General features: G+C 63.7%; 17 protein-coding genes. 4 read left to right on the forward strand and 13 right to left on the reverse strand.

The features are described from left to right. Position 1: 1 nt before the first annotated feature. From WDM24_RS29640 to WDM24_RS29655, 4 genes are all read right to left on the reverse strand, one after another. Positions 2-238 carry a hypothetical protein gene (locus WDM24_RS29640; protein ID WP_166305357.1) on the reverse strand — a complete coding sequence of 79 codons (237 nt, stop codon included), beginning with the start codon at positions 236-238 and terminating at the stop codon, positions 2-4. A gap of 96 nt (positions 239-334) precedes the next feature. After that, the gene (locus WDM24_RS29645; protein ID WP_338828290.1) at positions 335-1,219 is read right to left on the reverse strand and encodes a hypothetical protein; all 885 of its coding nucleotides are present in this window, start codon (positions 1,217-1,219) and stop codon (positions 335-337) included. A 219-nt stretch (positions 1,220-1,438) separates the two neighbouring features. Beyond that, entirely contained in the window at positions 1,439-1,519 is an 81-nt protein-coding gene (gene pqqA, locus WDM24_RS29650) for a pyrroloquinoline quinone precursor peptide PqqA (RefSeq protein ID WP_009031067.1), read from the reverse strand. A 339-nt stretch (positions 1,520-1,858) separates the two neighbouring features. Continuing rightward, positions 1,859-2,257 carry a calcium-binding protein gene (locus WDM24_RS29655; protein ID WP_338828291.1) on the reverse strand — a complete coding sequence of 133 codons (399 nt, stop codon included), beginning with the start codon at positions 2,255-2,257 and terminating at the stop codon, positions 1,859-1,861. A 199-nt stretch (positions 2,258-2,456) separates the two neighbouring features. Between WDM24_RS29655 and WDM24_RS29660 the strand changes: the two genes are divergently transcribed. The 4 genes from WDM24_RS29660 to WDM24_RS29675 all read left to right on the forward strand — a co-directional run bounded on the left by WDM24_RS29660 (position 2,457) and on the right by WDM24_RS29675 (position 5,898). Next, positions 2,457-2,702 carry a hypothetical protein gene (locus WDM24_RS29660; protein ID WP_224741772.1) on the forward strand — a complete coding sequence of 82 codons (246 nt, stop codon included), beginning with the start codon at positions 2,457-2,459 and terminating at the stop codon, positions 2,700-2,702. Positions 2,703-2,934: 232 nt separating this feature from the next. Continuing rightward, positions 2,935-4,599 carry a methanol/ethanol family PQQ-dependent dehydrogenase gene (locus WDM24_RS29665; protein ID WP_338828292.1) on the forward strand — a complete coding sequence of 555 codons (1,665 nt, stop codon included), beginning with the start codon at positions 2,935-2,937 and terminating at the stop codon, positions 4,597-4,599. 76 nt (positions 4,600-4,675) lie between these two features. After that, entirely contained in the window at positions 4,676-4,963 is a 288-nt protein-coding gene (locus WDM24_RS29670; RefSeq protein WP_338832467.1) for a cytochrome c, read from the forward strand. Beyond that, complete coding sequence (locus tag WDM24_RS29675) at positions 4,960-5,898, forward strand: transporter substrate-binding domain-containing protein (protein ID WP_338828293.1); 939 nt, start codon at positions 4,960-4,962, stop codon at positions 5,896-5,898. Before WDM24_RS29670 ends, WDM24_RS29675 begins: the two co-directional genes overlap by 4 nt. Positions 5,899-5,914: 16 nt before the next feature. On the opposite strand, the gene WDM24_RS29680 is transcribed toward WDM24_RS29675, so the two are convergent. From WDM24_RS29680 to fliD, 9 genes are all read right to left on the reverse strand, one after another. Beyond that, positions 5,915-6,823, reverse strand: coding sequence for a flagellin (locus WDM24_RS29680; protein ID WP_338828294.1), 909 nt, complete (start codon positions 6,821-6,823; stop codon positions 5,915-5,917). 16 nt (positions 6,824-6,839) lie between these two features. After that, a complete protein-coding gene (flgK, locus tag WDM24_RS29685; protein ID WP_338691096.1) occupies positions 6,840-8,615 on the reverse strand; it encodes a flagellar hook-associated protein FlgK in 1,776 nt (591 codons plus the stop codon). A gap of 27 nt (positions 8,616-8,642) precedes the next feature. Continuing rightward, positions 8,643-9,098, reverse strand: a complete 456-nt coding sequence (locus tag WDM24_RS29690; RefSeq protein ID WP_029080079.1) for a hypothetical protein — start codon at positions 9,096-9,098, stop codon at positions 8,643-8,645. A gap of 19 nt (positions 9,099-9,117) precedes the next feature. Further along, on the reverse strand, positions 9,118-9,369 hold the full coding sequence (locus WDM24_RS29695) for a hypothetical protein (RefSeq protein WP_338691099.1): 252 nt from the start codon (positions 9,367-9,369) through the stop codon (positions 9,118-9,120). After that, positions 9,366-10,649 (reverse strand): flagellar hook protein FlgE, encoded by a 1,284-nt coding sequence (gene flgE, locus WDM24_RS29700; protein WP_338691101.1) that lies wholly within the window; start codon positions 10,647-10,649, stop codon positions 9,366-9,368. Before flgE ends, WDM24_RS29695 begins: the two co-directional genes overlap by 4 nt. A 19-nt stretch (positions 10,650-10,668) precedes the next feature. Continuing rightward, a complete protein-coding gene (locus WDM24_RS29705) occupies positions 10,669-11,337 on the reverse strand; it encodes a flagellar hook assembly protein FlgD (RefSeq protein WP_035976580.1) in 669 nt (222 codons plus the stop codon). 238 nt (positions 11,338-11,575) lie between these two features. Next, positions 11,576-12,094, reverse strand: a complete 519-nt coding sequence (locus tag WDM24_RS29710; protein ID WP_338828295.1) for a hypothetical protein — start codon at positions 12,092-12,094, stop codon at positions 11,576-11,578. A 102-nt stretch (positions 12,095-12,196) separates the two neighbouring features. Beyond that, the gene (locus WDM24_RS29715) at positions 12,197-12,628 is read right to left on the reverse strand and encodes a flagellar export chaperone FliS (protein WP_338828296.1); all 432 of its coding nucleotides are present in this window, start codon (positions 12,626-12,628) and stop codon (positions 12,197-12,199) included. Then, on the reverse strand, positions 12,628-14,334 hold the full coding sequence (gene fliD / locus WDM24_RS29720; RefSeq protein WP_338828297.1) for a flagellar filament capping protein FliD: 1,707 nt from the start codon (positions 14,332-14,334) through the stop codon (positions 12,628-12,630). Before fliD ends, WDM24_RS29715 begins: the two co-directional genes overlap by 1 nt. Positions 14,335-14,346: the final 12 nt, after the last annotated feature.

Genomic DNA, 14,346 nt, shown 5'->3' on the forward strand with positions numbered 1-14,346 from the left:
CCTAGCCCGCCGGGGGCTCGCCACCGGTGCCGGCGCGGTCATTGCTGTGCGGATATTCACAGCGCCATCGCACCGCGGTCCATTTCGGATGCTCACCGACCCATTGCGCGATGTAAGGCGGCGCGGCCATGGCGCATTGCTGCAGCGAGCCGCTCCAGTTGAACACCAGATGCTGCTCCTCGCAGGTGGCGGGCGACAGCACGGCACATACAGTGACGATCAGATCAATCGGGTTCATGCGCGATCCCTAAGCGTGCTCATGAAGTAGATAACACGACGGAATACGTAATCAGCCAAGACAGAGTTTCACAGCCCCGTGAGAGGACGTGGGAACCTAGAAGTTGAGACCGTACACCAGCCGCGCCTGATGGCGCTCAAAATTGACCAGATCGAGGGCGCCGCTGCTCCCGGCGTGCTGTCCCCAGGCTTGGACGCTCCAGGTCGCGGTCAGGCGTGAGCGCTCGGATATCTGGAAATAGGCGGTCGGCCCGATGAACAGCGCTTGCCCGAACAATTCATCGAGCCCGATCCCCTCATACTTCCGGAAATAGCGCACTTCGCCGCCGAGCAGGATATCCGGCTTCACCTTCGCCATCAGCCCGAACGCGACGCCGACCGTGGCATCCTGCTCTGCTGTGCCGGTGCGCGGCATCCGCGTCCATTCCGGCTCATAGCTGACGTTCAAGGCCGCCACCACAAAGTTCGGGATCACTTCGCGGTCGAACGCCAGCGTGAGTTCGGTGCCGTAGCTGCGGACGGCTGCGGCCGTCACTTCGTCGACGCGGTCGGCACGTGTCTCCAACGCGACGGTCATACCGAATGGCGCCGTCTCGCGATCGAGAAAGCGATAGCGGAAATCGGCCGAGACGCTCTGCCACGACAATTGGCGGCGATCGTTAAAGCCGGGGACGCCGTTGATGTCGTAGGCCGAGAACGACGTTCCGAGCTCGACGCGAAAATTCGGCGCCGGAACGAGCTCGAGCTCCAGTTCCTGATTGAGCGTGCGATACCGGCCGCCGTCCTTGGCGAAGCGTCCGGTGGTCTGAGTCTGAAACTCGCGCTCGCCGACCTCCCCCACATCGGAGCCGATCATGAAGCCGAAGATGTGCTCGGTATCAAAACCCTCGGCATAGGCGCCGAGCGGCAACACCGCGGCGACGCCGGCAACCGCCGCGCACACCACGCCCACCCAACGCCCGATCTTGATTGCGAGATTCATCGTCCCGTAGCACCACCTTGAACCGCACTGTAGGACAAAGCCGTGCGGCCCGCCAATCGCGCGGGCGATGTCGATCTCAAGGGTCCTGTGGGAAGGATGTGAGAGAAGCTGTTCGAGCGACTGCGTCAGAGCCGCGAAAGTACTTTGCGCGAAAGACGCCCGCCACGGCCCGATGCAGCAAGCTGCACCAGCCGGGCAGGCTGTCTCACATTACTTGCGTTACTTGCGCGCTGCGCAGGCGTACATGTTGATTTCCATGCCCACCGGCACTTCGACGATCTTCGGTGTTTTCCAGGCCATTTCCTTCTCCCAAGTATAAGCTGGCGCAAGCTTCGCGCCGCGCGGCAAGCTAGGGCTGGCTTTTCCAGGGCGCAAGCTGGGGGTTAAGGACCCGACTTCGCTGCTGGACATGCCGGCACGGACGACGCTCGCTGACGCCTGCCCGGCTTTGGAACGGCTGGGAAATTCCGACACTGTTCTGTCAGGCATTTTCCGGCTGCCGGGCAGCGACGCACGGATAAGGAGACCCGATCACGGCGGCCGAGTCTTGCCCAAGAGCGAAATCGCAACTTTTTTTGTTATGCGCCGGATTCCAGCTCAATGGCCGGAATCGGCCCCGTGGAGGGTGCTGCCGGAAGCCTATTTGAGCAGGCGCAGCAGTGCCCGGCCGGCGCGCGACTTCAACTCTTTCGCATCCAGCGTTCCGTCATTATCGGGATCGGCGGCCTTGAAGCGCTGCTCGACGACCGCGAGATATTCGTCGAGCGTCAGCGTGCCGTCGTGATCCGGATCAGCCATCGCCAGCTCTTTCGCGGTCAGCCGTCCGCGCAATTCGCGCACGTCGAGCGTGCCGTCATGGTCAGGATCCAGCTTGGCGAACAGGTCGGCGGCCGCCTTCTTGGCTTCGGCGAGGTCGACCGTCCCGTCATTGTCGGGATCAAGCATCTTGAGCACGCTGCTGCGGCCGGATGCCGCCAAAGCGGGGCCCGCGAGGGCGGCCATGGCCAAAGTCAAAGCAAGCGATCGGCGCGAAATCATCATTCGTCTCCCTTGCGTGCCGCTCCGGCGACGTGACGAAGCGCGCGCTGCAAATCGAGACAAAGCATAGCAGCTTTGGAGACGCGCCGTACAGTTTGCACAGCCGGTAAGCCCTCGTCGGGTTTCGGGTGGAACGAGACTGCCCCACCGGTCATCTCTGGAGTCCTGACGCATAGCACCAGAATGAACGAGGTCATCCATGAGCGGCATTTGCAGGAATGCGTTGGGCTGCCTTGTCGTGCTTGGCCTGATCGCGCCGGTGTCGGCACAGACCAGAGCCCCTGCCCGATCCGCGGAGGCGGTCCAGCAACGCACGCTCACCGGCAAGGAGCGGCTCGGCCGCAAATGGACCGACGAGCAGCGCATCGACAATTGCAATGTGCCGCCGGACAAGCGGGGCACGAAGCCGCGCCCGAGTGCCTGTCCCCATTCGCCGTCAAGCTGATCGAACCGTGCGCGTTGCGACATAACCGCGGGCCACGCGTGGTGTTGTGTATTCCACGCCGCGGTAAGCTACGGACGCATCTGCGAAAACCTGACGCTTCGGCCGCCCCCGGGGCGTTCGCTGGGGTTCGTTCACGTTTTCGTATTGACCCGTTTTGCTTTCAGGCCGATGGTTGCATCCGCAACGTCAGGGAATAGGCGTGCAGCAAAAAGGTTCATTGGGAGGAGATATGATGAGACGCATTGCGCTGGCCGCAAGCCTCGTGATTCTTGCATCGTATGGTGCAAGCGCGCAGACCAACGAACAGTTGGTCAAGGGGGCGATTGATACATCGAACGTTCTCAATTATGGAATGGGCTACAATCTTCAGCGCTTCTCGCCGCTGAACCAGATCAACAAGGACACCGTCAAGAATCTGGTGCCGGTCTGGAATTACAGTTTGAACGACGACCGCAGCGAGGAATCGCAGCCGCTCGTCTACCAGGGCGTCCTTTACGTCACCACCCACAGCGCCACGATCGCGATCGACGCCAAGACCGGCAAGCAGATCTGGAAGACCAAGGTCGAGTATCCCGCCGAGACGCCGCGTATCGTCTGCTGCGGCATCATCAATCGCGGCGCGGCACTCTATGACGGCAAGGTGTTCCGCACCACCCTCGACGCCAACGTGATCGCGCTCGATGCCAAGACCGGCAAGGAGCTGTGGCGCGAGAAGGCCGCCGACATCAAGGAAGGCTACTCGATGACGGTGGCGCCGCTGGTCGCCGACGGCGTTGTCATCACCGGCATCTCGGGCGCCGAATTCGGCACCCGCGGCTTCATCGACGGCTGGGATCCCGCGACCGGCAAGAAGCTCTGGCGTACCTATTCGATCCCGACGCCGGACGAGCCCGGCGGCGACACCTGGAAGGGCGATACCTGGAAGCTCGGCGGCGGATCGACCTGGATCACCGGCTCCTATGATGCCGAATTGAACACGGTGTATTGGGGCATCGGCAATCCCGGCCCGTTCAATTCGGCGGTGCGCCCGGGCGACAACCTCTACACCTGCTCGGTGCTCGCGCTCGACCCGAAGACCGGCAAGATCAAGTGGCACTACCAGTTCTCGCCGAACAATCCGTTCGACTATGACTCGGTGGCCGAAATGGTGCTCGCCGACATGAATGTCGAGGGCAAGCCGACCAAGGTGCTGATGGATGCCAACCGCAACGGCTTCTTCTACGTGCTCGATCGCACCAACGGCAAGCTGCTCGCGGCCAATCCCTATGTGAAGGTCAATTGGGCCACCGGCATCGACATGAAGACCGGACGCCCGATCGAGACCGACGTCAGCAAGGATGCGCGCGACGGCAAGAAGGTCACCGTCTATCCGTCGATCCTCGGCGGCAAGAACTGGGAGCCGATGTCGTACAATCCGCAGACCGGCCTCGCCTACGCCAACACGCTGGCGTTCGGCGGCAAGTACAAGGCCGAGCCGGTGACGTTCAAGCAGGGCGAGTGGTACCTCGGCATGGACCTCACCGATCCCTGGGAATGGGGCACCGGACCGCGCGGCCATCTCAAGGCGATCGACCCGATGACCGGCAAGGCCAAGTGGGAAGCGCCGAGCGACATTCCGCGCTTCTCCGGCGTGCTCTCCACCGCCGGCGGCGTGGTGTTCTCCGGTCAGCTGACCGGCGAGTTCGAGGCGTTCGACGCCGACACCGGCAAGAAGCTCTGGCAGTTCCAGACCGGCTCCGGCATCGAAGGGCAGCCCGTCACCTGGCAGCAGGACGGCGTGCAGTATGTCGCGGTGACCTCGGGCTATGGCGGCGTCTACGCACTGTTCTCCGGCGACGAGCGGCTGGCGAAAGTGCCGCCCGGCGGGTCGCTGTGGGTCTTCGCGGTCAAGAACTGAGCGCGGAGCGCACGTGACTGAAAGAGTAACCCTGTTGACGGCGGCGATCTTCGCCGCCGTCGCGGCGGCCTTGATCATGCTGATCCCGGCTGCCGCACAGCAAACCAGTGCAATCGATCTTTCCGGTCAGGCCGACCAGGGCAAGGTCACCTACGCCAAGAACTGCTCGCATTGCCATGGGCCCAACATGGTCAACTCCGGCACCATCACGCCGGACCTGCGCGCCTTCCCCGACGACAAGACGCGCTTCGTGACGACTGTCAAGCAAGGCAAGAACGGCAAGATGCCGCCCTGGATCGACATCCTGAACGAACAGGAGATCGCCGACGTCTGGGCCTTCGTGTCGAGCCGGAGGACGCCATGAGGACTCTGCTTGCGGGCGCAGCGGCGGCTCTGCTGCTCGCCGTGACGGCGGCGGCGCATGCCGCCGGCGACCCGCTCAAGGTATGTCTCGACGAGGATCTGCCGCCGCTGTCGGCGCATCATCGCGGCAAGCCGGATGCCGGCTTCGACGTGGCGCTCGCGCAGGCCATTGCCGAGCGGCTCGGACGGCCGCTCAAGATCCAGTGGTTCGAGAGCAAGCTCGACGAGGATTCGAGTCCCGCGCTCGAAGCCAACGCGCTGCTGTCGGACGGACGCTGCTCGCTGGTGGGCGGCTACGCCCTCACCACGGACTCGCTGAGGGTGCCCGGCGTCACGACGGCCAAGCTGCCGGACTTCGACGGCGCCACCCGCGAGGATCGGCGCCGGCGGATCCCGATCGGCGTGCTGGTGCCGAGCCGGCCCTATATCTACTCGCCGATGACCGTCGTGCTCGGACCCAAGGCCAAGGACAAGCTCAAGGACCGCAAGATCGCCGATATCGGCGATCTCGCCGGGCTTCGCCTCACGATCGAAAGCGGCACGCTCGGCGATGCCATCCTGATGACCTTCGACAAGGGCAAGCTGATCGACGACATCACCCACCTCGTTCCGGGGCGCAGCGACCTGCTGGGCGAGCTCGAGCGCGGCGAATTCGACGCCACGTTGCTCGACCTGCGCCGGTTCGACGCCTACCGCGCCGAGCATCCCGACACCAGGATCACGGCCTCGGGCTACTATTATCCGATCGGCGCCAACCGCGGCTACGTTGCGCTCGAAGCCGACAAGGCACTGCTGGATGCCGTCAACAAGGTGCTTGAGGATATGCAAAGCAAGGGCACGATCGCCGAGCTTGGCAAGGCCGCAGGCCTCACCTGGCTTCCCCCACGCGAACCGATCATCCTCGGCGATGTCTGGCTGAAGATCCTGAACCGCTGATGCCGGCCGTAGCCCGCTATCGCAGATAGCTCGCCAGGTTCAGGCCCTGGATCTTGGCGATCGCCGAATAGGATGCGGTCAGCTGCGCCTGATAGGTCGAAAGCTGCGCCGTCACTGCAGCGACGTCGACGCTGGTGAGGTTGGTCGACAGGGTCTTTGCGAAATTCTGGTAGTCGCTCTGGTTGGTGCTGGCGGTCTCGATCTGCGACGCCGCTGTCGAAAGCTTCGCCTGCACCGTTGACGTCGCATCCAGCGCATCGCTGGCAAGGTCGAGCGCCTGCGAGATATCGCTCGACGACAGTGTCGTGCTGTTGCCGACGTACTTCAAGAGCCGCATCACCTGCTCAAAGGCCGGGTTGTCAGCGGTGACGCCGTAGGAAATCGACTGGCTGTCGGAGACGCGCACCGACGCGATCTCGCTGTCACCCTTGTAGTAGCTGGTGTCTGATGTCGTCAGCGAGCCGGTGCCGGTGTCGAAGGTCGACAGATCCGCAGGGGCGGTGTCGGTGCGGGCGCCGCTGAAGACATATTCGCCGTCATATTGCGTGTTCAGCAGTCCCTGCATCTGCGATATCGCCTGCTGGGCATAGTTGATCACCGACGCCGTCGCCGTGCTGCTGCCGGTGGTCGCAGCACTGAGCTGGGTCCGAAGCTGCGTGATGATATCGGTCACCGAGCCGACCGCCGAATACATCGCCTGCACCTTGTTGTCGGCGAGATTGCTGGCATCGATATAGGACTGGGCGCGCGTCACCGAGACCTGCAGATTGATGACACGCCCGGCGCCGGAGCCGTAACCGCCGAAATCCTCGGATTGCAGCCCGGAGGACTCCTGCACCTGCTCGTTGGCCATCACCGCCTGCACCCGCAGCGCACTGGTGATCATCTGTTCCGACTGTGCAAAGGTGGCAACACGCATCATCATGATAACGCCCTCACACTCAGCTTGCGCTCATCGCGGTCATCAGCGCCGAGAACATGGCGTTGATGGTCGTAATGATCTGGGACGCGGCAGCGTATTTGTTCTGCAACGAGCTCAGATTCGCGCTTTCCTGATCGAGGTTGACGCCGGACTGCGACGACAGCGAGCTCGCATAGGTCGACTGCGCGGTCTGCTTGGCGGTGTAGGTCGCCGACGCCTGGGTCGCCTTGCTTGCGACGTTGGCGACGATCGCGGCGGCATAATCGGTGAACGAGCCGGTGGTGGCGCCGAGCCCGCCCGCCATGGCGAAATTGGTCGACCCCGTCAACGTGCTCGAGAGCGCGTTCACCACCGTCGCAGAGCCCGGCGACAGCACCGAGTTTCCGACCGTCAGCGTGGATGACGCATCGAGCGTCGCGGTCGGCAGCGCCGCCGTGCCGTTGAGGATGTCGCTGCGGACCGCGATATCCGACGCGCCAGTCCCCGTGATCAGGTCGTTGAGCCCGAAATAATCCGAAAAGCCCTCACCGGAACTGCCGACCGAGCTCGTCATCTCATTGATGGCGACACCGTTGCCGGACCCGGTCGCCGAGATCGACAGATGTCCGTTGGCATCGACCGACGCCGACAGGCCCGATATGCCGTTGATCGCGGTAACGAGATCGCCGACCGTCGCGTAGGACGACAGATCCAGGTCCTTGTAGGACACGAGATTGCCGCTCTTGTCCGCAACCGCGATGCGCACCGTGCCGGTCGCCGACAGCGCCGTCGCGCTGCTCACGGTGGCGGTCCCGGTCAGGCTGGACGGCGGCGGCACCGACGTGCCCTGGTTCGACACCGCGTTGACGCTCGCGGCAAGCTGCTGGGCGAGTTGATCGAGCTGCGATTGAGCGGCCGGCAGCGTCTGGTCGCGCAGCGTGATCAGCGCGCTGACCTTGCCGGAGGAAATCTGCGAGGTGATGTCGACCCCGTTGACGGTGATGCCGCTGAAACCGCTGGACGATCCAGCGCTGTAGGTCGTTGAAGCCGTGACGCTGGGCAGCGCCGTATAGCTCAGCGGATGCGCCGTGCTGTCGACCAGCGCCTGCCCCGATCCGGTATAGACCTGCAGATCGCCGGTCGACGTGTTGAAATAGCTCACATTCATCATCGACGCGAGGTCCTGCAGCGCGCTGTTGCGCTGGTCCTCCAGATCGGCGGTCGACTGCCCGGCTGCGGCCTGCTGCTTGATCTGCTTGTTGAGGTCGGAGATCTGCTGCAGATCGGAATTGATGTCGGTGACCGACGACGCGATATCCTGGTCGGCATTGGAGCGCAGCGTCTGGATGCCGCTCGAGGTCTGCTGAAGTTGCGTCGTGACCGCGGCAAGCGCGCTGACCGCGTTCGACTGCAGCGACGCACTGCTCGGCGTGCTCGCCAGCGACGACAATGCCGACTCGAATGCCGCGAGCGTGTTGGCAAGCGAGGTGCCCGTGGTGGAGCTGTCCCCGCTCGAGGTGCTGCCATAGAGCTGCTGGAGCTCGGTCAGAAAGCTGTTGGTGGTGTCGGCGGCGCCGAGATCGGAATCGGCCCCGACCAGCGACTTCAGGAGCAGCTTGTCGACGGCGCTGGTGATCCCCGTGATCGTGACGCCGGTACCGACGCCACCGGTGACGCTGGCGCTCTGGTTGGCGGTCTTCTCGGTGTAGCCCTTGGTGTCGGCATTCGAGATATTTGCCGAGGTCACGCTGATCTGCACCTGCGTGGCCGACAGCCCGCTGAATGCAATGCTTCGTGCAATATCGAGCGACGACACGGCTAACTCCCTCCGGCGCGGACCAGATCAGGCCCGCACGTTAGTGCCATAGGACATCGCGGGCGTGACGCGACGGCCGCCGGCCCCGTAGGGCGATACGTTGGCGATCTGCTCGCGGATCGCCTGCATGATCGCCTCGATCCGGCGGTTGCTGGCATCGATCGCCGCACGCAACCGCATCACGTTCTCGTCCATCGCCCCGCGGAGCTTCAGGATCCGGTCCATCAGCTGCTCGCGCAGCACCCGGTCCTGGACGTTGAGGTTTGCGGTCTTGCCGACGGCCTCGGCCACGCACTGCTCGAACAGGGTGGCAAGCCGGTTCTTCTCGTCGACCTGCTTCAGCCGCGAGGCCGGCAGGCCTTTGGCGAGCTCGACGTTCTCCTCGTTGACGATCGCGATCAGATTGTCGATCAGCGCGATCAACGACCTCGCGCGCTCGTCATTGCCCGCGGGATTGATCTTGATGTTGCGTTCCGGTGTCATGTCATCGCTCCCGTTCAAGCTAGTGTCCGCGACGTAGGGCGCGGACCGATTGTGCGCTGCGCCCATACGCGGTGATCGCCGTTACCCGGACCGTGGCCCGGTTGAGTTCCTGGTCGAGCCGCGTGCATTCGCGCATCAGCTCGCCGCGCAATGTCTCCACATCGTCGAGCAGCGCAGTGAGCTGCGCCCGGTCGTTCGGCTGAACCGATGCGGCCCTTGCCTTCAGCCGCCGGAGCCGGACCAGCAGGCGGTCATTCTTTGCGGTCATCATCGCGACACCGCCGAGATCAGCGTATCGAACATCTTGTCGACGGTGGTGATCACCTGCGAGGCCGCCGAATAGGCCTGCTGCGCCGAGATCATGTTGGAGAACTGGCCGCTGGTGTCGGTGGTGCTGGATTCCAGCTCGCTGCCGTAGATCGTTCCGGCACCGTTGCTCCCCGAAGTCTGCAGCGTGGCGTTGCCGGAGGCTGCCGTCGCGGAGTACATGCCGTCGCTGGCCGCGCTCAATCCGTTGGGATCGCTGAAGGTCGCGACCGCAATCTTGTAGATCGCGATCGTCTGCCCATTGGAATAGGTCGCGTCGACCACCCCGCCCTTTCCGATCGAGATGCTGCTCAGCTTGCCGTAAGGCAGGCCGTCCGACGTGATGCTCGTGAGATCGACCGCTGGCGTGGTCTCGCCCGACGAATATTGCGTGAGGCCATCGGTCTTGCCGGCCGTACCGAGATTGAGCGTGATGGCATTGGTGCCGGAACTATCGGCCGCACCGTCCTTCCAGCCGGTCACCGAGATTGTTGGCGGACTCGGCACCGTCGAGGCGAGCGAACCGTCGCTATTGAAGGTGATATCCACCGTGTCGGTGATCGCGTTCGCACTGGCCGTACTGGAGTCCGACGCTAGCTTCGGCTGCTCGAAGCTGGCCTGCCAGGTATTGTCGGCGGTCTTCTTCCAGTCGATCTGGATCGTGCTCGCCGTGCCGAGCGAATCGTAGACCGTCATCGAGCTGTTGAAGGTCGCGTTGACGGCCGCATCGGCCGGCAGATTCGCCGCGACTGTGGTCTTGGTGGTGGCACTACCGCTGGTCGATGCCACCTGGGTGTTGATCGGCCCGAGGCTCGCGGCCGAGGCATTGCCAACGATGTTGCCGTCAGCGTCGGTACGCCAACCCTCGAGGTAATTGCCGTTGTTGACGAGATAGCCGGCGTTGTCGGTGGTGAACGCACCGTTGCGCGTATAGGAGGTGGTGCCGCCCGACGTCGCGTTGGTGGTGACGAAGAAGCCGCTGCCCTGGATCGCCACGTCGGTGGCGTTGGTGGTCGCGGCCAGCAATCCCTGCTGGGTGATGTTAGCGCGGCCGGACACCGTGACGCCGCCGGACGTATATGAGGTGGCGCTGTTCGACGCCGTCACCAGATCTTCGAACATCGCCGAAGTGGTCTTGTAACCCGTGGTATCGGCGTTGGAGATGTTGTCGGAAATCATTGCCAGCGACTGGCTCTGCGCATTGAGCGCCGAGATCGCCGAGGAAAGAGCACCAGTGAGACTCATGATAATACTCCGGAAGCAATCAGGACGTGACGCCGATGATGTTGGCGGCGCTGACGGGGACGCCATTCACAAGCAACGAGGGCGTCGAGCCGGAGGCATCGATCCCGGTCACCGTTCCGGTCATCGTGGTGTAGCTGAGCAGCGAGTTTCCGGCGGCGTCGGTCGCGGTCACCTGGATCGTGTACTGGCCGCCATCGCTGAGCTGGGTGCCGCTCGTGGTCTGACCATTCCAGGTGAAGCTGTTTGAGCCGGCGTTTCCGGTCCCCTTGCCGCTCCAGACCGTGTTGCCCGAGGAATCCTGGATCGTGATCGCGACGTTGGAAGCGGCCGAGGTGAGCGAGTAGCCGAAGGTCGCCGAGCCATTGGTCAGCTCCGCCGTGCTCGTCTTCGCCTCGACGGTGTGGCCGATATAGTTGACCGAGTTCAGCGTCACGAGACTCGAGAACGAACTCGCCAGCGACGTCATGCTGGCGTTGGTCGACTGCTGCTCGGTGAAGTTTGCGTAGGAGGTGAGCTGATTGATGAAGTCGGTCGTGCTGGTGGCGTTCAGCGGATCCTGGTTCTGCAGCTCGCTGACGAGCAAATTGAGAAAATCGGTCGAGCTCATCCCCATCGATGCGCTCGACGATGAACTCGACGAACTCGAGGCGGCGGAGGCTGCAGCAGAGGTTGCCGAGGAGACGGTCATGACAAGGCTCTCTTCGCCGCGGGCTAAGGCGGCGGAACGCGTTGGAACATTGGGATCGTGAAGTCGTTCGCAGATAAAACGGACGACGCGCCGATTTCAGGCGCGGATTCATCCGCGCGGAATCACTTGATTAATCGGCAGAATTTGCCGCGTCGGCTGCGGCTTCACGGCGCGCCGAGCGGGCGCAAGCGATCTGCCGCGGACACCGGGCCGCGGGCGCAAAAGGAATGTGGAGAGCCTAGAGCGAGAGGCTGATCGGCAGATCCGGTTCGCCGAGCATCAATGCCGGCGGCGCCAATGCGGGCAACAGGCAGAGGGCCAGCAACAGCGCGGGCAACACCTTGCCCTGCTGTGCCGCATCACCCGGAGCTTGCGCATCGCCCGGCTGATCCGCCGGCGCGGCCGGCTCCGAGGCCATCTCCTGTGCCGTCTCTTGGGGCAGTTTCGCCGCGGCGGTCACGATGCGGTCGACAAGCTCCTTGGGCGCGCGAACCGGCGGCGCGGCGAGCGCCCGGCGTACCGCGCTCGCCTCTTCATAGAGCGTCCGCGCCTCGGCCGAGGATGCGAGGAGCTGGACGGCGGCAAGACGTTGATCGTCGGGCCAGCGGGACAGATCCTCCCCCAGCCGGTCGATCAGGTCTTCGAATGTCGCAACGTCCATCGCGCGCGTAGATCCAGCCTCGTCGCCAAGGCTGTCATAAAGCATTCGCGGGACGGCGGAAATCAATTTCCGCCGCCGTAGCGTCAGGTCCAACATGGTGTCCGTCCGGCGGCTATTTTCCCCATCAGGACGCCTCCCCGGGCGCCCTGCCCCACCGGCGAACCGGATTCGCCGGGTGATTCGCAGCCTCAGTCGCGGCTAGCGGCCAGCGGCTGATTCGAGCGTTTTGGCCTTGGCGGCCTTGCCGGCGGTGGCCTCGACGTACTTCCAGGCGTCGCGGAGTTCCGTCAGGCTCGCGATGATGCGCCGGAAATTCTCCCTCGCCTGCGGCCGGCCGTAGGAGCGCAGGCATGCCATGATCAGGGCGTTGTAGGTCTTGTAGAGCCGATCGGCCATCGCGCCGCCGCGAGTGAAGTCGAGATTGTGGCTCAGCCCGCGCAGAATCGCGGTCGCGCGCGTCAGATAGGTGTGCCCTTCCTCGAAGCGCTTCGCCTCGTGCGCGTCCAGCGCCTTCTGCAACAGCGTGATCGCGCCGTCGCACAGCATCACCACCGCCTTCAGCGGCGGCACCGCCACTGCGGCGGATCGGTAGGCATTGTTGGCAAGGTAGGCAGTAGCGTTCTGTGTCATTAATTACTCGATGCTGAATCCAGGAGTGCTTTCAGGTAGCCCAGCGTGTTGTTCGCGCTTTCGATGGCAGCCTGATAATTGGCGTATTGGACCTGCAGCTGCGCCTTGAACGTCGCGGCATTGCTCTGGATGTCGCTGACCTGGGACTGCAGATCGGTATCGCGCGACTGCAGATTGGTGATCATGGTCTGCAACTGACCGCTGGTCCCGGAGCTGGTATGCGCGAGCTGATAGAGCTGCGATGCGAGGCCGGACGTCGACGTCACGGTGATCGATTGCGAGGTCGACCCGGTATAGGTGAATGCCATGCCGGCATAGATCGTGCCCGCATTGCCGATGATGCTGTTGCCGACCGCCGAAAAGCCCGAACTGTCGCCGCCGACGGACGCGCCGGTCAGCGTGCCGGTCGAATCCACCGTCACGTCGAGCGTGAACGATTGCGGCGATGTGCCGGTGTTGACGACGTTGAGCTGGCTGGACGAGGTGGTCGTCTGCGCCGACAGCAACTGGGTGACGCCGGCGAGATTTTGTGTCAGCACGGTCGACAGCGTGCCGGTATCGAGTTGCAGCTCGTTGTTCTCGTTGAAGGACAGGCCGAGGTCAGCCATCGTCATGCCGCCCACCGAGCCGCTGAGCACCTGCTGCAGCTGGGTCATGATATCGCGCATCGTGCTGTCGCCGAACAGCACCGCGCTCGATGCGGCCGTGCCGTCGGAATTCTGCGCGGACTGCGCGATCACCTGGTCGCGGAATGCATTGTAATTGGTGACAAAGGTCTGCAGCGCGGAGGTGATCTGGCTGGTGTCGGTCTGGATGCTGATGTTCAGGCTGGTGCCGCTCGGCGTCGGCTGCAGCAGATCGAAGGTGACGCCCGAGAGAACGTCGGAAATGTCGTTGGTGTTGCGGGTAAGCGCGATGCCGTCGAGGGTGAATTCCGCGGACTGCGACTTCTGCAGCACGTCGGTGAAGGCACCCGACGTGTCGGTGACGCCGAGCTTGTTCAGGATGTCGTCGCCGGAGGTCGAGGAATAGGTGATGTCGGCGGCGTCCTCGGTCCCGGTCAGCACCATCTCGTAGGACCCGCTCGACACCTGGACGATCGAGGCCTGGACATTGGTGCTTGAGGTCTGGGCGTTGATGGTGTCGACGACATCCTGCATCGTCATCCCGCTGGTGATCGAGATCGCGGTGCTGCTGCCGCCCGCGAGCCCCAGCGAAAACGTGCCGGCGAGGCCCAGCGCCGTCGACGAGCTCGACTGCGAGGAGCCGATCACCTTCTGCGCGGTGGCGAGCTGGGTGATCTGGAGCGTGTGATCGCCGGTCGCCGAGCCGCTGTTCACGCTCATGTTGAGCGCCGAGGAGGCACTGACGTCGCCGGTGGACGAAATCGTCGCCGAGCGCGTGGCGAAGGCGTTGGTGGCGATCGAATTGATGATCGACGAGCTGAGCGACGACAACCCGGTTGCCAAAGTCGACAGCTCGGTCTGCAGCGACTGGTAGGCCGTGACCTTGGCCTGGTTCGCGGTGATCGTCGTGGTGATCGAGGTCGCCGCCGCGAGCTTGGCGTCGACCTCGGCTTCGATCAGGGCGTCCCAGTCGATGCTGGTCGAATTGGTCGTGCCGGTCGTGGTCACCGTGCTGGCAGAGCTGGCAGAACTCGACGACGTCGTGCCTGATGTACTCGAGGTGGCGCTGCTAACCGTCATGTCGACACTTCC

Source organism: Bradyrhizobium sp. 27S5 (assembly GCF_037217225.1).
GTDB lineage: Bacteria > Pseudomonadota > Alphaproteobacteria > Rhizobiales > Xanthobacteraceae > Bradyrhizobium > Bradyrhizobium septentrionale.